The sequence below is a fragment of the Acidobacteriota bacterium genome, from assembly GCA_016716435.1.
Taxonomy (GTDB): Bacteria; Acidobacteriota; Blastocatellia; order Pyrinomonadales; family Pyrinomonadaceae; genus OLB17.
This window is the reverse complement of record JADJWI010000001.1, coordinates 243,892-266,163: the sequence shown is the minus strand read 5'-3', so window position 1 is coordinate 266,163 and position 22,272 is coordinate 243,892. Positions and strand designations below refer to the sequence as shown.

At 56.2% G+C, this 22,272-nt stretch carries 33 protein-coding genes; all 33 read left to right on the top strand.

The genetic code is table 11. The features are described from left to right. The first annotated feature begins 44 nt into the window (after positions 1 to 44). The 33 genes from rplC (at position 45) to pnp (ending at position 22,197) form a co-directional block, all read left to right on the top strand. Positions 45 to 683 carry a 50S ribosomal protein L3 gene (gene rplC / locus IPM21_01370; protein ID MBK9162566.1) on the top strand — a complete coding sequence of 213 codons (639 nt, stop codon included), beginning with the start codon at positions 45 to 47 and terminating at the stop codon, positions 681 to 683. A gap of 73 nt (positions 684 to 756) precedes the next feature. Beyond that, positions 757 to 1,494: a 50S ribosomal protein L4 gene (gene rplD / locus IPM21_01365; GenBank protein MBK9162565.1), complete on the top strand. Its 738-nt coding sequence runs from the start codon at positions 757 to 759 to the stop codon at positions 1,492 to 1,494. Further along, positions 1,487 to 1,813 carry a 50S ribosomal protein L23 gene (gene rplW / locus IPM21_01360; protein MBK9162564.1) on the top strand — a complete coding sequence of 109 codons (327 nt, stop codon included), beginning with the start codon at positions 1,487 to 1,489 and terminating at the stop codon, positions 1,811 to 1,813. The genes rplD and rplW overlap by 8 nt, the downstream gene beginning before the upstream one ends. A 71-nt stretch (positions 1,814 to 1,884) precedes the next feature. After that, positions 1,885 to 2,715 (top strand): 50S ribosomal protein L2, encoded by an 831-nt coding sequence (gene rplB / locus IPM21_01355; protein ID MBK9162563.1) that lies wholly within the window; start codon positions 1,885 to 1,887, stop codon positions 2,713 to 2,715. Between the two features lie 64 nt (positions 2,716 to 2,779). After that, the gene (gene rpsS / locus IPM21_01350; GenBank protein MBK9162562.1) at positions 2,780 to 3,070 is read left to right on the top strand and encodes a 30S ribosomal protein S19; all 291 of its coding nucleotides are present in this window, start codon (positions 2,780 to 2,782) and stop codon (positions 3,068 to 3,070) included. A 61-nt stretch (positions 3,071 to 3,131) separates the two neighbouring features. Beyond that, the gene (gene rplV, locus IPM21_01345; GenBank protein ID MBK9162561.1) at positions 3,132 to 3,821 is read left to right on the top strand and encodes a 50S ribosomal protein L22; all 690 of its coding nucleotides are present in this window, start codon (positions 3,132 to 3,134) and stop codon (positions 3,819 to 3,821) included. Between the two features lie 11 nt (positions 3,822 to 3,832). Then, on the top strand, positions 3,833 to 4,570 hold the full coding sequence (gene rpsC, locus IPM21_01340) for a 30S ribosomal protein S3 (protein ID MBK9162560.1): 738 nt from the start codon (positions 3,833 to 3,835) through the stop codon (positions 4,568 to 4,570). Between the two features lie 92 nt (positions 4,571 to 4,662). Next, a complete protein-coding gene (gene rplP, locus IPM21_01335) occupies positions 4,663 to 5,091 on the top strand; it encodes a 50S ribosomal protein L16 (protein ID MBK9162559.1) in 429 nt (142 codons plus the stop codon). A gap of 2 nt (positions 5,092 to 5,093) precedes the next feature. Further along, on the top strand, positions 5,094 to 5,315 hold the full coding sequence (gene rpmC, locus IPM21_01330) for a 50S ribosomal protein L29 (protein MBK9162558.1): 222 nt from the start codon (positions 5,094 to 5,096) through the stop codon (positions 5,313 to 5,315). Positions 5,316 to 5,334: 19 nt separating this feature from the next. Continuing rightward, positions 5,335 to 5,793: a 30S ribosomal protein S17 gene (rpsQ, locus tag IPM21_01325; GenBank protein ID MBK9162557.1), complete on the top strand. Its 459-nt coding sequence runs from the start codon at positions 5,335 to 5,337 to the stop codon at positions 5,791 to 5,793. A gap of 89 nt (positions 5,794 to 5,882) precedes the next feature. Further along, positions 5,883 to 6,251 (top strand): 50S ribosomal protein L14, encoded by a 369-nt coding sequence (rplN, locus tag IPM21_01320; GenBank protein MBK9162556.1) that lies wholly within the window; start codon positions 5,883 to 5,885, stop codon positions 6,249 to 6,251. 2 nt (positions 6,252 to 6,253) lie between these two features. Beyond that, the gene (gene rplX / locus IPM21_01315) at positions 6,254 to 6,688 is read left to right on the top strand and encodes a 50S ribosomal protein L24 (GenBank protein MBK9162555.1); all 435 of its coding nucleotides are present in this window, start codon (positions 6,254 to 6,256) and stop codon (positions 6,686 to 6,688) included. Positions 6,689 to 6,746: 58 nt separating this feature from the next. Then, a complete protein-coding gene (gene rplE / locus IPM21_01310) occupies positions 6,747 to 7,286 on the top strand; it encodes a 50S ribosomal protein L5 (GenBank protein MBK9162554.1) in 540 nt (179 codons plus the stop codon). Between the two features lie 84 nt (positions 7,287 to 7,370). Then, positions 7,371 to 7,676, top strand: a complete 306-nt coding sequence (gene rpsN / locus IPM21_01305; protein MBK9162553.1) for a 30S ribosomal protein S14 — start codon at positions 7,371 to 7,373, stop codon at positions 7,674 to 7,676. 58 nt (positions 7,677 to 7,734) lie between these two features. After that, entirely contained in the window at positions 7,735 to 8,127 is a 393-nt protein-coding gene (gene rpsH, locus IPM21_01300; GenBank protein MBK9162552.1) for a 30S ribosomal protein S8, read from the top strand. Positions 8,128 to 8,205: 78 nt separating this feature from the next. Beyond that, on the top strand, positions 8,206 to 8,766 hold the full coding sequence (gene rplF / locus IPM21_01295) for a 50S ribosomal protein L6 (protein ID MBK9162551.1): 561 nt from the start codon (positions 8,206 to 8,208) through the stop codon (positions 8,764 to 8,766). A gap of 70 nt (positions 8,767 to 8,836) precedes the next feature. Next, the gene (gene rplR, locus IPM21_01290) at positions 8,837 to 9,256 is read left to right on the top strand and encodes a 50S ribosomal protein L18 (GenBank protein ID MBK9162550.1); all 420 of its coding nucleotides are present in this window, start codon (positions 8,837 to 8,839) and stop codon (positions 9,254 to 9,256) included. Continuing rightward, positions 9,246 to 9,752, top strand: a complete 507-nt coding sequence (rpsE, locus tag IPM21_01285) for a 30S ribosomal protein S5 (GenBank protein MBK9162549.1) — start codon at positions 9,246 to 9,248, stop codon at positions 9,750 to 9,752. Before rplR ends, rpsE begins: the two co-directional genes overlap by 11 nt. 80 nt (positions 9,753 to 9,832) lie before the next feature. After that, on the top strand, positions 9,833 to 10,036 hold the full coding sequence (rpmD, locus tag IPM21_01280; protein MBK9162548.1) for a 50S ribosomal protein L30: 204 nt from the start codon (positions 9,833 to 9,835) through the stop codon (positions 10,034 to 10,036). Between the two features lie 107 nt (positions 10,037 to 10,143). Beyond that, a complete protein-coding gene (gene rplO, locus IPM21_01275; GenBank protein MBK9162547.1) occupies positions 10,144 to 10,617 on the top strand; it encodes a 50S ribosomal protein L15 in 474 nt (157 codons plus the stop codon). A gap of 81 nt (positions 10,618 to 10,698) precedes the next feature. Then, positions 10,699 to 12,117 carry a preprotein translocase subunit SecY gene (gene secY / locus IPM21_01270; GenBank protein ID MBK9162546.1) on the top strand — a complete coding sequence of 473 codons (1,419 nt, stop codon included), beginning with the start codon at positions 10,699 to 10,701 and terminating at the stop codon, positions 12,115 to 12,117. A gap of 95 nt (positions 12,118 to 12,212) precedes the next feature. Next, entirely contained in the window at positions 12,213 to 12,857 is a 645-nt protein-coding gene (locus tag IPM21_01265; GenBank protein ID MBK9162545.1) for an adenylate kinase, read from the top strand. A 96-nt stretch (positions 12,858 to 12,953) separates the two neighbouring features. After that, positions 12,954 to 13,766: a type I methionyl aminopeptidase gene (gene map, locus IPM21_01260; GenBank protein ID MBK9162544.1), complete on the top strand. Its 813-nt coding sequence runs from the start codon at positions 12,954 to 12,956 to the stop codon at positions 13,764 to 13,766. 168 nt (positions 13,767 to 13,934) lie between these two features. Continuing rightward, positions 13,935 to 14,048 (top strand): 50S ribosomal protein L36, encoded by a 114-nt coding sequence (gene rpmJ, locus IPM21_01255; protein ID MBK9162543.1) that lies wholly within the window; start codon positions 13,935 to 13,937, stop codon positions 14,046 to 14,048. Between the two features lie 7 nt (positions 14,049 to 14,055). After that, a complete protein-coding gene (rpsM, locus tag IPM21_01250; protein MBK9162542.1) occupies positions 14,056 to 14,439 on the top strand; it encodes a 30S ribosomal protein S13 in 384 nt (127 codons plus the stop codon). A gap of 73 nt (positions 14,440 to 14,512) precedes the next feature. Then, the gene (gene rpsK / locus IPM21_01245) at positions 14,513 to 14,914 is read left to right on the top strand and encodes a 30S ribosomal protein S11 (GenBank protein MBK9162541.1); all 402 of its coding nucleotides are present in this window, start codon (positions 14,513 to 14,515) and stop codon (positions 14,912 to 14,914) included. Between the two features lie 145 nt (positions 14,915 to 15,059). Next, positions 15,060 to 15,692, top strand: a complete 633-nt coding sequence (gene rpsD / locus IPM21_01240; GenBank protein ID MBK9162540.1) for a 30S ribosomal protein S4 — start codon at positions 15,060 to 15,062, stop codon at positions 15,690 to 15,692. A gap of 94 nt (positions 15,693 to 15,786) precedes the next feature. After that, positions 15,787 to 16,806, top strand: coding sequence for a DNA-directed RNA polymerase subunit alpha (locus tag IPM21_01235; protein MBK9162539.1), 1,020 nt, complete (start codon positions 15,787 to 15,789; stop codon positions 16,804 to 16,806). An 88-nt stretch (positions 16,807 to 16,894) separates the two neighbouring features. Beyond that, entirely contained in the window at positions 16,895 to 17,398 is a 504-nt protein-coding gene (rplQ, locus tag IPM21_01230) for a 50S ribosomal protein L17 (protein ID MBK9162538.1), read from the top strand. A gap of 135 nt (positions 17,399 to 17,533) precedes the next feature. After that, entirely contained in the window at positions 17,534 to 17,977 is a 444-nt protein-coding gene (gene accB / locus IPM21_01225) for an acetyl-CoA carboxylase biotin carboxyl carrier protein (GenBank protein ID MBK9162537.1), read from the top strand. Between the two features lie 84 nt (positions 17,978 to 18,061). Next, on the top strand, positions 18,062 to 19,405 hold the full coding sequence (gene accC, locus IPM21_01220) for an acetyl-CoA carboxylase biotin carboxylase subunit (protein MBK9162536.1): 1,344 nt from the start codon (positions 18,062 to 18,064) through the stop codon (positions 19,403 to 19,405). Positions 19,406 to 19,555: 150 nt separating this feature from the next. After that, complete coding sequence (gene rpsO / locus IPM21_01215; GenBank protein MBK9162535.1) at positions 19,556 to 19,825, top strand: 30S ribosomal protein S15; 270 nt, start codon at positions 19,556 to 19,558, stop codon at positions 19,823 to 19,825. Positions 19,826 to 20,070: 245 nt separating this feature from the next. Then, complete coding sequence (gene pnp, locus IPM21_01210) at positions 20,071 to 22,197, top strand: polyribonucleotide nucleotidyltransferase (protein MBK9162534.1); 2,127 nt, start codon at positions 20,071 to 20,073, stop codon at positions 22,195 to 22,197. Positions 22,198 to 22,272: the final 75 nt, after the last annotated feature.

Here is a 22,272-nt window from a genome sequence, read left to right as displayed (position 1 = left end):
AACTCTGCAACTCGACAAACTCTGCAACTCTGGGAACTGTGATTATGATCAGTGGAATCATTGGAAGAAAGGTCGGAATGACGCAGCTCTTTGCCGAGGATGGCACGGTGACCCCGGTCACTGTCATCAAGGCAGGCCCATGTGTCGTTGTTCAGACAAAGAGCGTTGCCGGAAAGGATGGCTATAACGCGGTTCAGCTTGGGCTGGTCGAGGATAATCCGATCCGGCTCAAGAGGGTGACCAAGCCCCTTCGCGGCCACTTTGAAAAGACCGGCGGCGGTGTGCCCCCGACCCGCATCCTCAAGGAACTCCGTCTTACGGAAGAGCCTGAGGCTACGGTCGGCGACCAGATAAAGGTCGATGTCTTCGCAGATGGCGACAAGATCGAAGTGGTCGGCCGCTCGAAAGGTAAAGGCTTTGCCGGCACTATCAAGCGTCATGGCTTTTCCCGCGGCCCGGAATCGCACGGTTCGATGAACGTCCGCAAGCCGGGCTCGATCGGCCAGTCGGCCTACCCGTCGCGTGTCATTAAGGGGACGAAATCCTCTGGGCACATGGGCGACGAAAGGGTAACGATCAAAGGCTTGACCGTCGCAAAGGTCGATGCCGAAAACAATCTGCTCATGGTCCGCGGTGCGGTTCCCGGAGCGAACGGAAGCGTTGTTATTGTTAAAAAGTCCTAGAAAGGGACGAGTGACAAGTGACGAGGGGGTGAACAAGCCCTTGTCCCTTATCACCTGATTACTGGAGTTGATTATGCCTACCGTAATGGTTCGCAATTTGAAGAATAAGGAAGTTGGCGAGGTCACGCTGCCGGACACAGTGTTTGGCGCGGAGTACAACGAATCTCTGGTCCACGCCGCGGTCCGCAATTACCAGGCGAATGGCCGCCAGGGAACGTCCGCGACGAAGACTCGCGGAAACGTTTCGGGTTCGGGCCGCAAGCTCTGGAAACAGAAAGGCACCGGCCGGGCACGTATCGCGTCGCTTCGCTCGCCGCTTTGGAAGGGCGGCGGCAACGTCCACGGCCCGCAGCCGCGAGATTGGTCGTACGACCTTCCGAAGAAAATGCGACAGGGAGCGCTTCGCTCGGCACTTTCGGAAAGGCTTCGCGAAGGTAACCTGATCGTTATCGATGAGTTCAGCTTTGGTGCCGCGAAGACGAAAGATTTCATCTCGGCGATCGAGACCTTGAGCATTCACGAGAAGATCGACGGAGCAAAGACGCTGATCGTCGATTCGCTCGATAACGTGAACCTCATACTTTCGTCGCGAAACGTGCCGAAGACCAAGGTGACGAACAGCTTCGGGTTGAACATTTACGACATCATCTACCACGAGAAGGTGCTGATATCGAAGGCCGCGGCCGAGGAGCTCGCGAACCTTCTTTCGCCGGGAAGCGAAAAGATAGAGATCGCCGCTGAGCCGAAGGCAAAGAAAACGCGTGCGAAGAAGACCGAAGAAAAGGTAGAGGAGGCGACTGACAATGAGTAACAAAACTGTTTGGGACATTTTGAGGTCGCCGGTCGTCACCGAAAAGAGCGTGATCCTCAAAGAGGATTCGACCGATGCCGAAGACCGGAAGCAGGGCCAGGTGCTCACATTCCGGGTTGACACAAAGGCTAACAAGATCGAGATCAAGAAAGCGATCGAAGAGATCTTCAATGTCAAGGTCGCCGCCGTCCGGACCGTCAGCTACGAGGGCAAAATGAAACGCCGCGGCAGGCAGGAAGGACGCCGCCCGAACTGGAAAAAGGCGTACGTTACGCTCCGCAAGGGCGAACCGATGGTCGATTACGCAGAAGCTATTTAGTAAATCGTGAATCGTAAATCGTAAATAGAGTTTCTATTCACGATTGACGATTTACCATTCACGACAAAGATATGGGAATCAAGAGATTAAAACCGACATCACCGGCGAGGCGGTATCAGACCTATCTGACCCGCGATGAATTGACGCCGGGAGCAGCACCCGAGAAATCGCTGCTTGAACCTAAAAAGCGGATCTCCGGCCGTAACAACGATGGCCGCATTACGATCCGCCGCCGCGGAGGCGGCCACAAGCGGTTCTATCGCGTCATCGATTTCAAGCGTGACAAGACCGGCGTGCCCGGCCGCGTTGCCCAAATCGAGTACGACCCGAACCGCTCGGCCCACATCGCCCTCATCGCGTATCTTGACGGCGAGAAGCGATACATCATTTCGCCGGTCGGATTGAAGGTCGGTGCAACGATCCTTAGCGGTGCGGATGCCGACATCCTGCCCGGAAACGCGTTGCCGATCAAGAATATCCCGCTCGGCACCGAGGTGCACAACATCGAGATGCGGCCCGGAAAGGGCGGCCAGATGGTTCGCTCGGCCGGCGGATTTGCACAGATCATTGCGAAGGAAGGCGATTTTGCACAACTTCGTATGCCTTCCGGCGAAGTTCGCCGCGTCCCGGTCGTTTGTATGGCGACCGTCGGCCAGGTGGGCAACACCGAACATGAGAATGTTTCGCTTGGTAAAGCAGGCCGAAGCCGCTGGATGGGCAAGCGTCCGAAGGTTCGCGGAGTCGCGATGAACCCGGTCGATCACCCGCACGGTGGTGGTGAGGGCAAGACCTCAGGCGGACGTCATCCGGTAACCCCGTGGGGACAACCGACCCGCGGTTACAAGACCCGCCGTAACAAGCGGACCTCGAACATGATCGTGAAGGATAGGAGGCGGAAATAATTTCAAATTCCAAATTCCAAATTTCAAATTTGGGATTTGAGATCTGAAATATGGAATCTAGATTATGCCACGTTCACTAAAAAAAGGGCCGTTCATCGACCTTAGTATCCAAAAGACGGTTGGCCGCATTATCGAAAGCGGCAAGAAGCCGCCGGCGATCAAGACCTGGTCGCGACGCTCGACGATCTCGCCCGACATGGTCGGCCTGACGTTCGGAGTCCACAACGGCAAACGGCACATCCCGGTCTTTGTTACGGAAAACATGGTCGGACACAAGCTTGGCGAGTTTTCCCCGACGCGGACCTACAAGGGCCACCCGGGAACCAAGGCGGAGAAGGCATCGAAGAGAAGGTAAGCGGTTAGCAGTAAAAGAGATATCTGCTCGCGGCTAACTGCTCACAGCTCACAACAAGAATATGGAAGCGATAGCAAAGACAAAATATCTGAAAGGTTCGCCGCGGAAGGCGAGGCTTGTCATCGATCTGATCCGCGGGCAAAACGTTTCGCGGGCCCTTTCGATCCTCAAGTTCACGCAAAAGCGTGCCGCCGACCCGATCGCAAAGTGCCTCAATTCGGCCATCGCGAATGCGACGTACAACGCAGAGCAGATGAACATCGCGATCGATCCCGATGATCTCTGGGTCAGGGCATGTTTCGTTGATATGGGCCCGACCAAGAATCGGCGCCGCGTGCGTCCCGCTCCGCAGGGCCGTGCCTATCGCGAACAGCGGCACTATTGCCACATCACCATCGAGGTGACGTCGGACGAGAAGCCGAAGACCGAGAAGGAACTTAAGGCAGAGGCGGCGAAGGCAAAGCGTATCGAAGCGAAAAAGGCCGAGCCGAAAAAGACCGCCAAGAAGGACGCTCCGAAGGCAAAGAAGGACGAGGTGACGGAAACCGCAGCTCCCGCCGAGGAGACGCTTGAGGCCGCACCGGCAGTCGAAGAGACGATCGAGACGGCACCGGCCGCGGAAGAAACGGTAGAGGCAACGACCGATGAGGTTGTGACCGCCGAGGCTTCCGAAGAAGCCGCACCGGCTGCCGAAGAAACTGAGACCGCTGAAGGCACCGACGAAAAAGGCGCGGAGGCCGAGACCAAGTAGAGATCTGAATTATGGGACAGAAAGTTCATCCATACGGTTTTAGGGTCGGGTACAACAAGGATTGGCACTCGCACTGGTTCACTAAGCAGGACTTTGCGGCCTTTCTTGCCGAAGACCTTAAGCTCAAGCGGGAACTCAAAAAGAAGTTTACCGGTGCCGGCGTCTCGCACATCGACATCGAACGTGCCGCCGCCAAGATCCGTATCGTCATCTACACCTCGCGCCCGGGAATCATCATCGGCCGCAAGGGTGCAGAGATCGAAGCTCTTAAGGAGAGCCTGATGCGGAAGACGGGCAAAGAGGTCGAACTTTCGATCCTTGAGATCAAGCATCCCGAGCTCAACGCCCAGCTTCAGGCCGAAAAGATCGCTCAGCAGCTTGAAAAGCGGATCGCTTTTCGCCGTGCGATGAAAAAGACGATGGAAGAATCCATCCGCTTTGGTGCCCAGGGTATCAAGGTGATGGTCTCGGGCCGGCTCAATGGAGCTGAGATCGCCCGGACCGAATGGTCACTCGATGGCCGTTTGCCGCTGCACACGCTTCGTGCGGATATCGACTTCGGTTTTGCCGAGGCACACACGACCTTCGGCGTTATCGGTGTAAAGGTTTGGATCTATCGCGGCGATATCCTCGATGCAAATGCCTCGATGGCCCGCGGAACGACGACCGACCCGATCAATGAGGTCCGCGGAAATCCCGGAATGCGTGGCCGAGGCGACCGGCGTCCGCGTCGCGACGACCGGCGATAGGTTCGGTAACAGGTTTACGAGTTTATGAATCGGTTCTGTCCGCTCGGTCGCTGAATACTGATCGCTGACAACCGACAACTGGAGACAAATTTATGTTGATGCCGAAAAAGGTCAAGTTCAGGCGGGTCCAAAAGGGCCGGAACCGCGGTAAAGCACACCGTGGCGATAACCTCGATTTCGGGGAATTCGGGCTCCGCACCCTTGAGGCCGGCTGGATCACCGATCGACAAATCGAAGCGGCACGTATCGCGATGACGCGTCACGTAAAGCGCGGCGGAAAGATCTGGATCCGGATGTTCCCGGACAAACCGGTCACCAAGAAGCCGGCTGAAACGCGTATGGGTAAAGGTAAAGGAGCACCGGATCATTGGGTCGCGGTCGTGCGGCCCGGACGCATCCTTTATGAGATCCAGGGTGTTCCGGAAGCTCTCGCCCGCGAGGCGATGCAGCTTGCCGCACAGAAGCTTCCGGTGAAGACGAAATTCGTCACCCGAGCTGACCTCGAAGGAGGTATTGTCTAGAAATGAAGCGGAAAGAACAGTTGGACCAGCTTCGGGAAATGACTCTCGAAGAATTGAACGATCAGGCAGATGCCCTTAAGGAATCGCTTTTTCGCCTCAAGTTTCGCAAATCGCTCGGCGTTGGTGAGACCATCAGCGACATCCGGCGAGAGAAGCGTACGCTTGCCCGCGTTCACACAATGATCGCGGAAAGGTCGAAAGGGGAAAAAGCGGCAGAGGCTTAAGTAGGGCCGAGAAGAAGAAATGGCTAACAAGAATACAGAAGAGATCGAAGACGCGGTGGAACCGACAGAAGAGACGGCGGCAGTAGAAGAGCCCGCGGCAGAGAATGCCGCTGAGGCCTCGGCGGAGACCACAGAAACCGCTGAAGCTGCACCGATCGAGGCTCCGGCGGAAAGCATTGCGGCCGAGCCGAAAGCTCCGGCCGGCGATGACACCGCCAAGGTCGAACGCGTGCACAAGCGTGCGGAAAAGATCGGCGTCGTTTCCTCGGACAAGATGACCAAGACGGTCGTCGTTCGTGTGGACCGGCTCGTCAAGCACCCGATCTATCGAAAGTACATTCGCAAGCGTAAGAAATTTATGGCCCATGACGATTTCGGTGCCCGCATCGGCGACAAGGTCCGGATCGTCGAGACCCGACCGCTTTCGGCACGCAAGCGTTGGCGCGTTGTTGAGATCATTCAAAAGGCTGAGATCTAAAAGTAAGCGGTAAGCAGTAAGCGGTGAGCAGACAGGAAGAATGACTCACGGCTCACGGCTAACAGCTCACAGCTCACTGGAGAAAAGTTATGATTCAGATGCAGACCTCTTTGACGGTCGCAGACAATTCGGGAGCCAAGCGGGTCGAGATGATCGCCCCGATCGGCGGTTCGACCTCAAAGATCGCCCGCCTCGGCGACAAGATCAAGGTCACCGTCAAGGAAGCTTCACCGGATGGAACGGCAAAGAAGGGAAAGGTTTACAACGCGGTGATCGTCCGCACGCGAAAAGAGGTCCGCCGCAAGGATGGAACCTACATCCGCTTCGATGAGAATGCGGCCGTGCTTATCAAGGACGACGGCAGCCCGGTCGGAACGCGTGTTTTCGGCCCTGTAGCCCGCGAGCTTCGTGAAAAGAACTTCATGAAGATCGTCAGCCTCGCTCCGGAGGTGATATAGAGATGAAACCGGAAAGAACAGGTACCGTTAAAAGCAGGATCAAGCGTGGCGACCAGGTGGTCTTCATCGCCGGCAAGGAATTTAACCGCTACGACAGTGCAGGAAAGCGGCAGCCGTTTCGCGGCCGCGTTATCGCCGTCGATGCCCGCCGCGGCAAGGTCAAGGTCGAAGGCGCAATGCTCGTCAAGCGTCACCGCAAGCCGGTCCCGCAGATGAACCAGCAGGGTGGCATCATCGAGCAGGAAGCTTGGGTCGATCTATCGAACGTGGCTGCAATTGATCCCGAGACTGGAAAGCCGACCAGGATCAAGATCGAAGAGCGTGACGGCAAGCGGGTCCGCGTCGCCAAGAGCGGCAAGGTGATCCCGGAGCCGAACGTCTTCGGCAAGAAAGAGGTCAAGAAGGACAAGACCGAGGAAGAAGAAGCAGCCGAATAGGCGGTTTGATGTTTGGTAACGCCCGAGCGGCGGGTCCCAAACGAGGAAATATCAGGCAATGGCAAGACTTAAAGATAAGTACAGAAAAGAGATCGCACCGGCTCTCGCCAAAGAGTTTGGCATCGAGAACCCGATGGCGATCCCGAAGATCGAAAAGATCGTCGTTAATATGGGCCTCGGCGAAGCAAGTGCGAACGCCAAGATCCTTGACGTAGCGGCCGAAGAGCTGAAGACGATCACCGGCCAAAAGCCCGTGGTCACCAAGGCGAAGAAGTCGATCGCAGCTTTCAAGCTCCGGCAGGGAATGAATATCGGAACGATGGTAACGCTTCGCGGCGACCGGATGTACGAATTCCTCGACCGCCTGATCTCAGTGGCACTTCCGCGTGTCCGCGACTTTCGCGGTATCTCGGGAAAGGCGTTCGATGGCCGCGGCAACTACACGCTCGGCGTTCGCGAACAGCTTATTTTCCCCGAGATCGATTTCAACAAGGTCGATAAGACGCGAGGAATGAACATCTCGATCGTCACGACCGCAGGCAACGACGAGCAGGCAAGGTCGCTGCTCAAGATGATGGGAATGCCCTTTAGGCAGTAATGGAGAATGGACAATTGATAATGGACAATTAAGGAAAGGGTTCCGAATATTTTCAACTATCAATTATCAATTATCAATTTTTATATGGCAAAGATCAGTAAAGTCGTAATGAACGAAAAGCGGAAGCGTCGCGTCGCCCTTTGGGCCGATCGTCGTGCCGATGCAAAGCGGATCATCAATGATCCGAAGTCGACGCCCGAGCAGGTCGATGCGGCCGTGGTTCTGCTGCAAAAGATGCCGCGTGATGCGAGCCCCGTCCGGGTCCGCAACCGCTGTTCGCAGACGGGCCGCCCGCGCGGATTCCTGCGGAAGTTTGGCGTCTCGCGTGTTGCTCTGCGTGACCTTGCTCGTGAGGGACAGATCCCTGGCGTGGTCAAGTCAAGCTGGTAGAAAAGATCAAAGTTCCGGCCGTTAGGTGCCGGGTGAACGAAAGAGAACGGAGTTAAGAATGACCGATCCAATAGCCGATATGCTTACCCGAGTCCGCAATGCCATCGCGGCCAACCATAACCGCGTTGACATACCGGGCTCGAAGTTAAAGCTCGAAGTTGCCCGTATCCTCAAAGAGGAAGGTTATATCAACAATTTCACGACGAAGGGCGAAGGCACGAAATATGTGATCCGTATATTCCTTCGTTACGATACAAAGGGCACTTCGTCGATCACGCATCTTTCGCGTGTCTCAACGCCGGGCCGCCGCGTTTACGTCGGTGCAGGCGATATCCCGAAAGTGCTCGGCGGTTATGGCATCAACATCATCTCCACATCGCGTGGGTTGATGAGCGGCAAACGCGCCCGTAGCGAAAAGGTCGGAGGCGAGATCCTCGCTGAAGTTTATTAGTGAGACGAGCGGCCGTTGAGTCGCCCAGGGGATGAATGGCGGCGCCGCGTGCGGCCGGCCACACAGTCCAATAAATATATGTCACGAGTAGGAAAAAAACCGATCACGATCCCGTCCGGAGTTACGGTAGAGATCAAGGAAGGCCAGCTTGAGGTGAAAGGGCCGAAGGGAAAGCTTACCGCGCCGATCCCGAAGGGCATTACATTCAAGCAGGAAGACGGCACGCTCGTCGCCGAGCGCGAAAGCAATGACCAGCGTGCGTTCCACGGGCTCGCCCGGGCGCTAGCCAATAATGCGGTCGTCGGTGTTACCGAAGGCTTTACGAAGCAGATGGATCTGGTCGGCGTCGGCTATAAGGCGGATGTCCAGGGCAGGAAGATCAACTTTTCGCTCGGCTATTCGCACCCGGTCGTGTATTCGCTTCCGGATGGCATCGATGCCACAGCCGAACGCGTAAACACAAAGGCTTCGATCAACCAGTATCAGCTTACGCTGACGCTTAGCGGCATCGATAAACAGATGCTCGGGCAGGTCGCTGCCGAACTCAACCGGCTCCGCAAGCCCGATGCCTACAAGGGCAAGGGCGTTCGCTACGCCGATAAGTATTACAGGCTGAAGCCGGGTAAAACAGGTAAGTAGTAAATCGTAAATCGTGAATAGTAAATAGTGCGAACCATTTACGATTTACGATTCACAAACAACTAAGATTATGGCACAGAAAAGCAGAGCAGATATCCGACGCGGTGTTCACACCCGCATCCGCAAGAAAGTTCGCGGAACGGCAGAGCGTCCCCGCCTCGCGGTGTTCCGGAGCGTGAACCATATTTATGCTCAGGTCATCGATGACGACAGCGGCCGCACCATCGCGAGTGCTTCGACCAACGAAAAGGACCTGGCCGGCTCGACCGGCGGCAACATCGAAGCTGCGACCCGCGTCGGTAAAGCGATCGCTGAAAGAGCGGTGGCGGCCGGAGTCTCGAATGTCGTTTTCGACCGCGGCGGATATGTTTACCACGGACGCGTTAAGGCCCTTATCGATGCCACGCGTGCCAACGGATTGAATATGGAAGAGGCTGCAAAGGCTGCCGCGGCCGGCGACTCAGCCGAAGGCGAGAAGAATGATGAATAACCAGAGAATTTCTCCGAACGGGCTGATCCTCAAAGATTTCCTCGTTCAGATCAATCGAGTAACAAAGGTCGTAAAGGGCGGTAAGAACATGTCGTTCGCGGCGCTCGTCATCGTCGGCGACGAGTCCGGCCACGTCGGATTCGGCACGGGCAAGGCGAAGGAAGTTCCGAACGCGATCAAGAAAGCGGTCGAAGCTGCAAAGAACAGCCTGATCCGCGTTCCGCTTATCGAAGGAACGCTGCCGCACGAGCTGATCGGTGAATTTGGAGCGGGCCGTGTACTCCTCAAGCCCGCAGCCGAGGGAACTGGCGTTATCGCCGGCGGAGCTGTCCGCCTCGTGATGCAGGCCCTTGGTGTCCACAACGTTCGCACAAAGATCCTCGGGTCGAGCAATCCGCACAACGTGGTGCGTGCGACATTTAACGGCCTTACGCGAATGAAGGACCCGATGGAGGTCGCTCGCCTCCGCGGCAAGCAGGTCGAGGAGTTGGTCTAAAGTTGCGATGTTTCGAAGTTGCGAAGTTTTGATCAACGACTTTCGCAACATCGAAACTTTGAAACTTCGAAACTACTGTTATGGCAAAGAAAGAAGAAAACAAAACGGACGGCACGATCCGGATCCAGTATTACCGGAGCTCGATCGGCTATGCCAAGAAGCAAAAGGACGTGGTCCGGGCGCTTGGCATCACAAAGCTGAACCAGACGGTCGAGCGGGAAGATACTCCGTCGATGCGCGGCATCGTCAAAAAGGTCCCGCACCTTCTCCGTATCGTTGATTAACTTGAGATATCTCGCGGAGACTCGTAAGCTCTTTCATAAGGGCAAAAAGCGAGTATCCGCGTCTTTAGTGTCTGAAAGACATTCAGAACGCGAAAGAGGAAACGAAAATGGCATTATCATTAAATAATCTTAAGCCGGCACCGGGCTCGACCCATAAGAAGAAGCGGGTCGGCCGCGGCCCCGGATCGGGGCTCGGAAAGACCGCCGGCCGTGGCCATAAGGGCCAGAAGTCGCGATCGGGCTACAGCAGCCGCCCCGGCTTTGAAGGCGGGCAGATGCCGCTCCAACGCCGCTTGCCGAAGCGCGGTTTCACCAACATCTTCAAAAAGAAGTGGCTTGAGATCAGCCTTGCCAAGATCGAGTTGAGCTTCAACGACGGCGATGAGGTCACTCCGGAGCTTCTTCACGAGCGCGGCCTGATCAAAAAGGCGAAGCACGACGTGGTCATCCTCGGCACCGGCGAGATCACGAAATCACTCAAGATCTCTGCACACCGGTTCACAAAGACCGCAAAGGACAAGATCGAAAAGGCCGGCGGAACGGCTGCGGTAATTGAGAAAGCAGCCAGAGCAGAAGCATAGTGATCAGTGATCGGCGGCCATAAGTGATCGCCGCATCCGCCGCTCTTGATACTGACCACCGGCCACTGGCCACTGAATTATATGGAGAAGTTTTTAAGCGCCATACAGAACATGTTCAGCATTCCCGAGCTGAGAAAGCGTATCTTTTTTACGCTTGGTCTGCTTGCCATTTATCGGCTCGGGGCGCATGTTTCGGCGCCGGGTATTGATAAAGTAAGGCTTGAGCAGATGTGGGGCGATATCGCCAATACTCTGCTCGGCGTTCTCGACCTCTTCTCGGGCGGAAACTTCCGCACAATCTCGGTTTTCGCCCTTGGTGTGATGCCGTATATCACGGCGTCGATCATCATGCAGCTAATGCCGGTGCTCTCGCCGGCCGTTAAAAAGATCCAGGAAGAGGGCGAGGTCGGCCGTCAAAAGCTGAACCAATATACCCGTTACCTGACATTGGTCCTTTGTTTGCTGCAGACTTTCTTCGTCGCCACCTGGCTCTCGCGAAGCGGCATTATCGAGAATACCTGGCCGGCAACGCTGATGATCGTGGTCACGCTGACGACCGGTACGATCTTCGTGATGTGGCTTGGTGAACAGATAACCGAACGCGGCGTCGGCAACGGCATCTCGCTGCTCATCTTCGCCGGTATCGTTATCGGGCTGCCCAGTGCGGTCATACAGGTTGCAGATCGCGTCCGGGCGGGCGACCCGCTTCAGACGCTCGGCGTCATCTTCCTCGTCGCCGTAATGATCGCGATCATCGCCGTCATTGTTTATGTCGAATCGGCGCGAAGAAAGATAGCTATCAGCTACGCCAGCCGCAAGGTCGGCAACCAGACGTTCCGCGGGCAAGAGACAAGCCTTCCGCTCAAGATAAATATGGGCGGCGTCATCCCGGTGATTTTCGCTTCCTCGGTGCTGGCAATGCCGCAGACCGTGATCAGCGCATTTCCGGCGGACCCGAACGACCAGACCTCCACGTGGTCGCAGATCGTTCAGTTCATGGCTCAGTTCCATGGCGGCGATCCGTGGTATGAGTTGGTATTCATCTCGTTGATCGTGATCTTTACCTTCTTTTACATCACGATCATCTTCAACGTCGATGATGTCTCGGATAATCTCCGCAAGCATGGCGGGTTCATTCCCGGCATTCGGCCCGGAGCACCGACGGCTGAATATCTTAACGGCATCCTGACGCGGCTGACGACCGTCGGAGCAATTTACCTTGCTCTCGTCGCGTTCGTTCCGCAGGTACTGCTTAGCGGATTTCGCGTTGCCCGGTTGCCGTTCATCGGCGATAGCCTGGATGCGTTTTTGACCGCAACCCCGGGGCTTAGCTGGATACCGACCGGGCTCGGCTATCAGTTCTTCTTCGGCGGAACGTCCTTGCTCATTTTGGTCGGCGTCGCAATGGATACGGCCGCACAGATCGAGGCTCAGCTCGTGATGCGGAACTACGAGGGTTTCCTCGGGGCCGGTTCGCGGCTTCGTGGACGCCGCAACTAGAAACAGAGTGGGAGAGAAGAGGAGAAAGGGAGAGCGCCGACGCCGCGGATTTCTCCTCAACTCCTCTTCTCCTTTTCTCCGATTCTATTAAAGTGATGAACAAGATCGTCGTACTTATCGGAGCACCGGGAGCTGGCAAGGGAACTCAGGCCAGGCTGCTCGAAGAGCGAAAGGGCATTCCGCAGATCTCGACCGGAGATATGTTCCGCGAGATGAAAACGCTCGATACGCCGCTCGCCCGCGAAGTACAGGAAATAATGGCCTCGGGCACGCTCGTTCCGGATGATGTTACGTTCCGGATGGTCAAGGACCGTACCTCGCGGGAGGATTGCCGCGGCGGCTATATCCTCGATGGCTATCCGCGGACGGCCGTTCAGGCCGAGCAGCTCGAGGGGTTGGCGAAAGAACAGGGTTTTGAAATTAGTGCTATCGAGGTCGATGTGCCGCGTGAAGAATTGATGCGGCGGCTGACCGGACGCCGGTCATGCCCGGTCTGCGGTGAGATCTACAACGTTTATTCTAAGCCGCCGAAGGTCGATGGCCGCTGCGATCTGCACCCGGAGGCGGAATTGACTCACCGGGCCGATGATAATGTAGAAAGCGTCGGAACTCGCCTCGCGACCTATGACGACCTGACGAAGCCGCTGATCGAGTATTACGAAAACTCGGGCCGGCTCAGAAAGGTCAGCGGCACCGGCAGCCTCGAGGACATTTACGCCGAGCTTGAGAAGCTCGTTTAGGATTAGTAATTATCAATTACTAATTTCGTGAGAATAAGAAATTCCAAAGTCGGCGGAGTTTTGAGCGCGGCCTCGGCCGCATTTTTCGGTAAGAGAATGATAATCGCGAAATCGCAAAAGGATCTCGAAAAGATGCGTGCCGTCGGCGAGTTGATCGCCACGGTCCGTGAGACCTTGCGTGCGATGGTCGCACCGGGCATCACCACCTTGGAGATGAACGCCACGGCCGAAAAGATCATGCGCGATGCCGGAGCGATCCCGACCTTCATCGGTTACAAGCCGCGTGGGATGACGCCGTTCCCGTTCGCCATCTGTGCGTCGGTCAATGAACAGATCGTCCACGGTTTCTCGACCGAAACGCCGCTTAAAGAAGGCGATATTCTCTCGGTCGATATGGCCTGCACGCTCGATGGGTTCGTCGGCGATACGGCAACGACCATCCCGGTCGGCGAGATCAGCGAAGAGGCCCGGAAGTTGATCCAGGTCACCGAAGAGTGTCTCGCACTCGCGATCGAGCAGTGCCGGCCGAACAAGCGTATTGGCGATATCGGGCACGCGGTTCAATCGCATGCAGAGCAGTTCGGCTACGGCATTGTCCGTGACTATACCGGCCACGGCATCGGCCGCCGAATGCACGAAGCACCGCAGATACCGAATTACGGCCGTGCCGGGACGAAAGAAAAGATACGTTCGGGCTATTGCTTTGCCCTCGAGCCAATGCTCAATCTGGGCACGGCTGAGACGAAGACGCTGGACGACGGCTGGACCGTTGTAACGCTCGATGGCAAGCTATCGGCCCATTGTGAGCACACGATCGCCGTTTTGCCCGAAGGGCCCGAGATTTTGACGCTTACCCGCGAGCAGAAGAGGGATCTTGCGGAAAAGAAGGCCGAAAGTGCGTCAGCCTGACTTGAAATAAAAGGGCAAGGCGGTTATTATTAGGAGTTTGTCCAACTCGCAGGAAGTTGGTCGACGCTATTTATGTCGAAACAGGGAGCTTTTGAGAGCACGATCGTCGTGTTTGAGGTTCTTCCTACGAGGGTAGTTTGTTCGATATAGATAGCAGGGAGAAGCATCATGAAAGTGCGTCCGTCAGTAAAAAAGATCTGCGATAAGTGCAAAGTAATTCACCGCAAGGGCGTTGTGCGCGTCATTTGCGATAACCCAAAGCACAAGCAGCGGCAAGGATAAATAAGATATGGCTCGTGTAGCAGGTGTAGACCTACCGCCCAATAAAAGGGCTCAGATCGGTTTGACGTATATCTACGGCGTGGGCAAGTCGCGCGCGACCGAGATCCTCGGCAAAGCGGATATCAGCATTCATGCTAAGATCCGCGATCTTTCCGAGGATGAACTTAACAAGATCCGTGCACTCCTCGACGAGGGCGGCAACATCGAGGGCGACCTCCGCAAGCGTGTCCAGATGGACATCAAGCGGCTGATGGATATCGGCTGCTACCGCGGGCTTCGCCATCGTCGCGGCCTTCCGGTTCGCGGCCAGCGCACCTCGACCAATGCACGTACTCGCAAGGGGCCGCGTAAGGCCGCCGTCGCGAAAAAGAAGGCACCGGGTAAGAAGTAGTTGATAGCTGACAGTTGATAATGGATAATCCGCGATTGTCCGTTGTCCATTATCAATTGTCCACTTTAATTAAATGGCAAAAGCACCACAAAAAGGTAAAAAGACCTTTAAGAAAAAAGAGCGAAAGAATATCCCGGTTGGGATCGTTCACGTTTCGGCGTCGTTCAATAACACGCTGATCTCGATCACCGATACGCAGGGCAATCTTATCGCCCAGTGTTCATCGGGTGCCCGCGGTTTCCGCGGTTCGCGTAAGGGCACGCCCTTCGCCGCCCAGCAGGCGGCAGGTGAGGCGGCCCGAAAGGCGATGGAAGCCGGAATGCGCGAGGCCGAGGTTCGGGTTAAAGGCCCGGGCGGCGGCCGCGAGTCGGCCGTTAGGGCGATCAACAATGCAGGCATTCGCGTTACGGCGATCCGCGATACTACGCCGATCCCGCACAACGGATGCCGCCCGCCGAAGCGTCGGCGCGTTTGAGTTTTCCGATTCCAGATTCCAGATCCCAAATTGGTATCTGGTTGTCTGGATTTGGAATATGGAATTTTGAGTTTTTATCGAAAGGAAGAAGGGCCGCGATCGGCCTGTAAACTTTTCCGAATTACATCGGAGGCAGAAAATATAAATGGCTAGATATAGAGATGCGGTGTGCCGGCTGTGCCGCCGCGAAGGTGGAAAATTATTTCTTAAGGGCGACCGTTGTTTCAAGCCCTCATGTGCTATCGAAAAGCGTGGGACCAACCCGCCGGGACAGCACGGCGGAGCCCGCCGCAAGATGCTCGCCGGTTACGGCCAGCAGCTTCGCGAAAAGCAGAAGGTCAAACGCATCTATTTTATCCTCGAAAAGCAGTTCCGGAATTATTTCGAGAAAGCACTTCGGCAGAAGGGCGTTACCGGCGAGAATCTGCTCTTTATGCTTGAGCGGAGACTCGACAACGTCGTTTACCGTTCGGGCTTTGCGACCTCGCGGCGTCAGGCACGCCAGCTTGTGAACCACGGGCATATCTTTGTTAACGACCGCAAGGTCGACATCCCGTCGTTCCAGGTGAAGGTCGGCGACCAGATCACGGTAAAAGATAAGAGCCAGAAGAATGCTCACGTAGATGGCGCATGGCAGACGGCTGCCGGCCGCGGCCGTCCGGGTTGGATCGCTCCCGAGGGCAAAGATCTGACGGTTTCGATCGCGTCGTTGCCGACGCGGCAGGATATTGATGCAAATATCAACGAACAGTTGATCGTTGAGCTGTACAGTAAGTAGGACGAATTGTTCGCTCTTTTCGCGTGCCCGTTTTGGCCCTTTGGCAAAACGGGACGCGGAGGGGCGAAGTTGCTGATTTTAAAAAGGGCTACCTATGACACAAACCAATAATTGGACAGATTTCCAAATGCCGAGCCGGCTCAATGTCGACAGCGAGACGCTGACCGAGCGCTACGGCATGTTCTACGCGCAGCCTTTCGAACGCGGTTTCGGTACGACGATCGGAAATTCGATCCGGCGGGCACTTCTTTCCTCGATCGAAGGCGCCGCTATTACTGCGGTAAAGATCGACGGTGTCGAGCACGAATTTTCTTCGATCAAGGGCGTCGTCGAAGATGCGACCGACGTTATCCTTAACCTTAAGCAGGTCCCGTTCAAGCTCCACGGCGGCGGCGGCCCGAAGACCCTGACCATCAGCAAAAAAGGCCCGGGAAATATTACAAGCGCAGACATCGACCACGATGGAGATGTCGATGTTCTCGACACCGACGTCCACATTGCCACCATCAGCGGCTCGGGCACGGTCAATATCGAGATGCGGCTCAAGCGTGGCCGCGGCTACGTTTCGGCTGAGTTCAACAATGACGATGACCTCTCGGTCGGTTATATCCCGATCGATTCGGTCCATACGCCGATCAAGAAGGTCAATTATTCGGTCGATAAGACCCGCCAGGGTTCGAACACCGAATTCGACAAGTTGATCATCGAGGTTTGGACCGATGGCTCGGTCAAGCCGGAAGATTCGATCGGCCTTGCGGCAAAGCTCGTCAAGGACCACATGTCGATCTTCATCAATTTTGAGGAAGAGGAAGAAGAGTACAAGTACGAGGACATCGCCCGTCCGCCCCTGATGCGGAACGACCTGCTCGACAAGCCGGTCGATGAGCTCGAGCTTTCGGTCCGCTCTTACAACTGCCTCAAGAATGCGGACATCCGTTCGATCCGCGACCTGATCAAGCGGTCGGAGCGTGATATGCTCCATACAAAGAATTTTGGCAAAAAGTCGCTTAACGAGATCAAGGACCTGCTCCACGGAATGGGCCTCGATTTTGGAATGGACTTTGACGAACAGGGAAATCCGATCCCGGGAACCGGCGGCCGCGACCTCGAATAACTGAGCCCAGGCCGATCAGACCCCGGAACACCAGGAAGCCCGGGGCGATTCGATAGAAAAGTATTTACACGACTTCCTGGTTTTGGATATGAGACATCGTAAGGCACACAGAAAATTGGGACGAACCACCGAGCATCGCATGTCGATGCTCCGCAATATGGCGACCTCGCTCGTCAATGCGGACAAGGAACACATCATCACCACCGTCCCGAAGGCGAAGGAACTTCGTCCTTTCATCGAGAAAGCGATAACGCTCGCCCGCAAGGCACATAATCTTGAAAGCGCCGATTCAACGGTACAAGAGGTGCATCTTCGCAGGCAGGCTGCCCGCTTTTTCCACGCCGGCAACTCGCAGTTCAAGGAAGAGCAAAGCCGGTTCCGCGGGAAAAAAGGCGAGGCGAAGGACCCGATCGAGCGTACGGCCGGCGTTAAGGCTCTCAAGCGGCTTTTCGATGAACTTGGCGTTCGTTACAAAGACCGCAATGGCGGCTATACGCGCCTCATCCGCCTCGGCCGCCGTTCGGGCGATAATGCGGAGCTTGCCGTTGTCGAGTTGGTTGACAACCCCCGTGAACTTGCCGCCAAAGGCTAAAGCGCCCACAAAGGAGCGAAACAACCTATGAGCGAACAAACAGCATCGGCACAGGCAGCGGAAGACACGCCTAAAAACGAAGGTACTCGCCGCCGCAAACATCAGCGCCGCCACAACCACGAGGCTTCGCTGAACATGGGCGAGCTGCGTGAGCTTGCCGAGTTGGTAAATGAGCACGGCTTTACCGATTTCGAGTTCGAGAACCAGAACATCCGCGTCCGCCTGAGCAAGGCGACGGCTCCGGTCTATGCTGCCGCTCCGCAGCCGGCCGCACCAGCCGTTCCGCAAGCCGCTCCGGCGGCCGAGACCGCGGCATCCGCTGCCGTCTCGGAGGACGAAGGACTGCACATCATCACCTCGCCGATCGTTGGTACGTTCTATCGTGCCCCGGGCCCGGACAAGGATCCGTACGTCTCCGAAGGAAGCAAGGTCTCGCCGGAATCGGTCGTCTGCATCGTCGAGGCGATGAAGCTGATGAACGAGATCCAAGCCGAAACCTCAGGCGAGGTCGTCAAGGTCTACATAGAGAACGGCGATCCGGTCGAATTCGGCCAGCCGCTGTTTGGTATAAGGAAATAAACCGGGTAAATCGTGAATCGTGAATCGTAAATCGTAGGAATTTGCCTCTGATTACGATTGACGATTCACGATTTACTATTTTCGATGAGAGAAATTCGCAAACTTTTGATCGCCAACCGCGGCGAGATCGCCTGCCGTATCATCTGGACCTGCAAGGAGATGGGCATCAAGACCGTCGCCGTCCATTCCGTGGCGGACCGCGAGGCCCTGCACGTAAAATTTGCCGATGAGGCGGTCTGCGTCGGCGGTAACCCTTCGGCCGAGAGCTACCTAAATATCCCTGCCATCATCAGTGCTGCAGAGATCACCAACGTTGACGCGATCCATCCCGGCTACGGCTTTTTGGCCGAATCCGCCACCTTCGCCACCATCTGCGAAGACTGCAACATCAAGTTCATCGGCCCGCGAGCAGAGGTCATCGCCATGATGGGCGATAAGGTCGAAGCTCGGCGGACCATGCAGGCCGCGGGTGTGCCGATACTTCCCGGAAGCCCGGAACCGATCGAATCGACCGAAGAAGCAGCACGGCTTGCCCGCGAGATAGGTTTTCCTGTCATCATCAAGGCAGCAGCCGGCGGCGGCGGCCGCGGAATGCGGATCGTCCGCCAGGAAAGCGAGCTTCACGGCAGCCTTGAGACGGCACAGTCCGAAGCTCTTGCTGCTTTTAAGAACGGAGCGGTTTACATCGAACGATATCTCGAGCGGCCGCGGCATATTGAGATCCAGGTGCTCGCTGATGAATTCGGAAATGTGATCCATCTTGGCGAGCGCGAGTGCTCGATCCAGCGGCGGCACCAAAAGCTTCTCGAGGAAGCTCCGTCGCCGGCCATTGACCCCGAGACACGTAATCGCATGGGCGAGGTCGCCGTAAAGGCCTGTCGTGAGATCGGCTATTCGAGCGCCGGAACCTTCGAGTTTCTGCTTGATGAGGACGGCAGCTTCTATTTCATGGAGATGAACACGCGGATCCAGGTCGAGCACCCCGTCACCGAGATGGTCACGCTTGCCGATATCGTCCGCAACCAGATCCGCATCGCGGCCGGCGAAGAGCTTTACTACTCGCAGGACGATGTGCAGATCGTCGGGCATTCGATCGAGTGCCGGATCAATGCCGAAGACCCGGTGACATTTACGCCGAGCCCCGGCAAGATCACCGCGTTCAATATTCCGGGCGGTCCCGGCGTCCGTGTCGATACGGCCGCCTATCCAGGCTACACCGTACCGCCCTATTACGATTCAATGATCGCTAAGCTCATCGTCCACGCTCGGACGCGCGAACTCGCGATCGCCCGTATGCAGCGGGCACTCGATATGATGGTCGTCGAGGGCATCAAAACGACCATCCCGCTCCACCGCAAGATTATGGCGGACGAGCGTTTTCGCTCTGGCAAGTTCTCGACCAAGTTCATGGAAGAATTTGACGCATAAGTTGATTATTATTAACGGATAGCGGATAATTCATTTTGTTCTCAAAAGGGCTGCACGCCCTCGAAAGTTCATAATATTCGTGGTTACCGTTTTTGATGAACGGAGTTACTGCGTACCAAAGGAGAGGCTATTTTGAGCCGGAAAGTATAAATGGCAACAGCAAAACCAGTTAAGGAACAGATCGTAGAGGATTACAAGACACACGGTAGCGATACGGGTTCACCACAGGTGCAGATCGCACTTTTGACGCAGCGTATCAATGAGCTTACCGAGCACTTCCGGACGCACAAGAAGGACAACCATTCGCGTCGCGGCCTGCTCAAGATGGTCTCTCGTAGGCGTAAACTTCTTGATTATCTGAAGAGCAAAGAGATCGAACAGTATCACCAGATCATCCAGAAGCTCGGACTCAGGCGCTAAGCCTCCGCGTCCGAAAGCCATGTTTTTGGGGGCCGGCCGTTGCCGGCCATTGCAACAAATTTTCCCGCCCGGGTTGTTGTTTTCAACCCCGGCGGCATGTGAAAGAATCATTCAAGGCGGCAGCTGCACGTGACAGCTTTGTACAAAACCATAACGAGACATCTACATTGCGTAGCAAACTCTAAAGGCGGCGGAGCTTCACGATTTGGCTCCGGCCGCCTTTGTCTTTTGAGGAAAAAAAGTAAATGACGAAGAAATATTTGAAAGAATCGATCAAGGTCGGCGGCGAGGAACTGATCGTCGAGACCGGAAAGGTCGCCAAGCAGGCCGACGGATCGGTCGTTATCCGCTATGGCGACACCATGCTGCTCGTCACGGCAGTAAGCATGAAGACGGCGAGAGAAGGACTAGACTTCTTTCCGCTGACCATTGAATACCGCGAGTCGAGCTACTCGGCCGGCCGCATTCCCGGAAACTATTTCCGCCGCGAAGGACGCCCGGGCGAAAAAGAGATCCTGACGTGCCGTTTGATCGACCGCCCGATCCGCCCGCTCTTCCCGGATGGATATCGCTTTGAGACGCAGGTCGTCGGAACGGTCATCTCCGCTGATAGCGAAAATGACCCGGATGTTATAGCGATCACGGGAGCCTCGTGTGCTCTTTATTTGTCTGACATCCCGTTCGTGACCCCGATTGCGGGTATCCGCATCGGCCTGATCGACGGCAAGTATGTCATCAACCCGACCTACGATGAGCGTCGCGAATCTGACCTGAACCTGATCGTCGCCGGAACTGAAGAGGCGATCGTGATGGTCGAGGCCGAGGCCAACGAGGTCCCGGAAAAGATCATGCTCGAGGCTCTGATGCTTGCTCATAAGGAGATCAAGCGGCTCTGCCTCTGGCAGATCGAACTTGGCAAAGCTCTTGCGATACCGAAGCGTGAATTCGTTCCGGCGGTCGTTGACGAGGCCATTCTTGCCGAGATCGAAAAGAACTTCGGCGACCGGCTCCGCTCGGCGCTCGACACCACCGGCAAGGACAAGCTTTCGAGCTATGCCGCGGTCGATGCGCTCAAGAAAGAAGTGGTCGAGAGCTATCCGGAAGACGACGCTGCAAAGCGGACGATGGCCGGCAAGGCATTCTCACAGCTTAAGGAAAAGGTCTTTCGTGAGGACATGCTCGGCAATCGCCGCCGTCCCGACGGAAGAAAGTTCAGCGAGATCCGCCCGATCTCGTGCGAGGTCGGCTGGCTTCCGCGTGTACACGGTTCGGCTCTCTTCACCCGCGGCGAAACGCAGGCGATCGTTACCACAACGCTCGGCACGAAGATGGACGGGCAATTCATGGACGACCTCGAAAAGGGAACCATCGATCGCCGGTTCATGCTCCACTATAATTTCCCGCCTTACTCGGTCGGCGAGGCAGGCCGTTTCGGCGGAACCTCACGCCGCGAGACGGGACACGGCAACCTTGCCCGCCGGGCGATCGAGGCCGTTCTTCCGAGCGAAGAGGAATTTCCTTACACGCTTCGCATCGTTTCGGACATTACAGAGTCGAACGGATCATCGTCAATGGCTTCGGTCTGCGGCGGCATCCTGAGCTTGATGGACGCCGGTGTGCCGATCAAGCGATCGGTCGCGGGTGTGGCGATGGGGCTTGTGATGGAAGGGAATCGCTACGCGATCCTCTCTGACATCGCCGGTGCCGAAGATCATTATGGCGATATGGACTTCAAGGTGACCGGAACCAGCGAAGGCATTACTGCACTGCAGATGGACATCAAGGTCGCCGGCATTAATGCGATGATCCTTCAGGAAGCACTTGAGCAGGCCCGCAAAGGCCGGCTGCACATTCTTGAGGTAATGCAGAAGGCGATCGAAGCTCCTCGCGAAGACATTTCGCAGTATGCTCCGCGCATCATCACGATCAAGATCAATCCCGAGAAGATCCGCGACGTCATCGGCAAGGGCGGTTCGACCATCCGTGCTCTGACCGAAGAGACCGGTGCGAAGATCGATGTTTCCGACGACGGAACCATCCTCATCGCGACCGCAGATGGCGAGGCCGCACAGGCCGCGATCGCCCGCATCAAGGCACTTACAGCAGATGCCGAGGTCGGCGAAACCTATCTCGGGACCGTTTCGCGAATCGTCGATTTCGGTGCTTTCGTTGAGATACTTCCGGGGCTCGACGGCCTGCTGCATATCTCCGAGATCTCAGACCGCCGCGTCAAGGACGTCCGCGACGAGCTCAAGGAAGGCCAGCAGATCATGGTCAAATGCATCGGCAGGGAAGGCAACAAGGTAAAACTTTCCCGCAAGGCCATCCTGATGGAAGAAAAAGGCAAGGCCTCCGGCGGCGAGGCGGAGTAGGCCGCTCGCGTCCTCGGTACGTTACGATCGACCATGCATCGGCGGCGGCATTTGAGTATGCTGCCGCCGTTTGCT

Bases quoted from the DNA above. Each gene is read 5' to 3' on its own strand.
- rplC (MBK9162566.1), top strand. From the start codon at position 45: ATGATCAGTGGAATCATTGGAAGAAAGGTCGGAATGACGCAGCTCTTT.
- rplD (MBK9162565.1), top strand. From the start codon at position 757: ATGCCTACCGTAATGGTTCGCAATTTGAAGAATAAGGAAGTTGGCGAG.
- rplW (MBK9162564.1), top strand. From the start codon at position 1,487: ATGAGTAACAAAACTGTTTGGGACATTTTGAGGTCGCCGGTCGTCACC.
- rplB (MBK9162563.1), top strand. From the start codon at position 1,885: ATGGGAATCAAGAGATTAAAACCGACATCACCGGCGAGGCGGTATCAG.
- rpsS (MBK9162562.1), top strand. From the start codon at position 2,780: ATGCCACGTTCACTAAAAAAAGGGCCGTTCATCGACCTTAGTATCCAA.
- rplV (MBK9162561.1), top strand. From the start codon at position 3,132: ATGGAAGCGATAGCAAAGACAAAATATCTGAAAGGTTCGCCGCGGAAG.
- rpsC (MBK9162560.1), top strand. From the start codon at position 3,833: ATGGGACAGAAAGTTCATCCATACGGTTTTAGGGTCGGGTACAACAAG.
- rplP (MBK9162559.1), top strand. From the start codon at position 4,663: ATGTTGATGCCGAAAAAGGTCAAGTTCAGGCGGGTCCAAAAGGGCCGG.
- rpmC (MBK9162558.1), top strand. From the start codon at position 5,094: ATGAAGCGGAAAGAACAGTTGGACCAGCTTCGGGAAATGACTCTCGAA.
- rpsQ (MBK9162557.1), top strand. From the start codon at position 5,335: ATGGCTAACAAGAATACAGAAGAGATCGAAGACGCGGTGGAACCGACA.
- rplN (MBK9162556.1), top strand. From the start codon at position 5,883: ATGATTCAGATGCAGACCTCTTTGACGGTCGCAGACAATTCGGGAGCC.
- rplX (MBK9162555.1), top strand. From the start codon at position 6,254: ATGAAACCGGAAAGAACAGGTACCGTTAAAAGCAGGATCAAGCGTGGC.
- rplE (MBK9162554.1), top strand. From the start codon at position 6,747: ATGGCAAGACTTAAAGATAAGTACAGAAAAGAGATCGCACCGGCTCTC.
- rpsN (MBK9162553.1), top strand. From the start codon at position 7,371: ATGGCAAAGATCAGTAAAGTCGTAATGAACGAAAAGCGGAAGCGTCGC.
- rpsH (MBK9162552.1), top strand. From the start codon at position 7,735: ATGACCGATCCAATAGCCGATATGCTTACCCGAGTCCGCAATGCCATC.
- rplF (MBK9162551.1), top strand. From the start codon at position 8,206: ATGTCACGAGTAGGAAAAAAACCGATCACGATCCCGTCCGGAGTTACG.
- rplR (MBK9162550.1), top strand. From the start codon at position 8,837: ATGGCACAGAAAAGCAGAGCAGATATCCGACGCGGTGTTCACACCCGC.
- rpsE (MBK9162549.1), top strand. From the start codon at position 9,246: ATGATGAATAACCAGAGAATTTCTCCGAACGGGCTGATCCTCAAAGAT.
- rpmD (MBK9162548.1), top strand. From the start codon at position 9,833: ATGGCAAAGAAAGAAGAAAACAAAACGGACGGCACGATCCGGATCCAG.
- rplO (MBK9162547.1), top strand. From the start codon at position 10,144: ATGGCATTATCATTAAATAATCTTAAGCCGGCACCGGGCTCGACCCAT.
- secY (MBK9162546.1), top strand. From the start codon at position 10,699: ATGGAGAAGTTTTTAAGCGCCATACAGAACATGTTCAGCATTCCCGAG.
- IPM21_01265 (MBK9162545.1), top strand. From the start codon at position 12,213: ATGAACAAGATCGTCGTACTTATCGGAGCACCGGGAGCTGGCAAGGGA.
- map (MBK9162544.1), top strand. From the start codon at position 12,954: ATGATAATCGCGAAATCGCAAAAGGATCTCGAAAAGATGCGTGCCGTC.
- rpmJ (MBK9162543.1), top strand. From the start codon at position 13,935: ATGAAAGTGCGTCCGTCAGTAAAAAAGATCTGCGATAAGTGCAAAGTA.
- rpsM (MBK9162542.1), top strand. From the start codon at position 14,056: ATGGCTCGTGTAGCAGGTGTAGACCTACCGCCCAATAAAAGGGCTCAG.
- rpsK (MBK9162541.1), top strand. From the start codon at position 14,513: ATGGCAAAAGCACCACAAAAAGGTAAAAAGACCTTTAAGAAAAAAGAG.
- rpsD (MBK9162540.1), top strand. From the start codon at position 15,060: ATGGCTAGATATAGAGATGCGGTGTGCCGGCTGTGCCGCCGCGAAGGT.
- IPM21_01235 (MBK9162539.1), top strand. From the start codon at position 15,787: ATGACACAAACCAATAATTGGACAGATTTCCAAATGCCGAGCCGGCTC.
- rplQ (MBK9162538.1), top strand. From the start codon at position 16,895: ATGAGACATCGTAAGGCACACAGAAAATTGGGACGAACCACCGAGCAT.
- accB (MBK9162537.1), top strand. From the start codon at position 17,534: ATGGGCGAGCTGCGTGAGCTTGCCGAGTTGGTAAATGAGCACGGCTTT.
- accC (MBK9162536.1), top strand. From the start codon at position 18,062: ATGAGAGAAATTCGCAAACTTTTGATCGCCAACCGCGGCGAGATCGCC.
- rpsO (MBK9162535.1), top strand. From the start codon at position 19,556: ATGGCAACAGCAAAACCAGTTAAGGAACAGATCGTAGAGGATTACAAG.
- pnp (MBK9162534.1), top strand. From the start codon at position 20,071: ATGACGAAGAAATATTTGAAAGAATCGATCAAGGTCGGCGGCGAGGAA.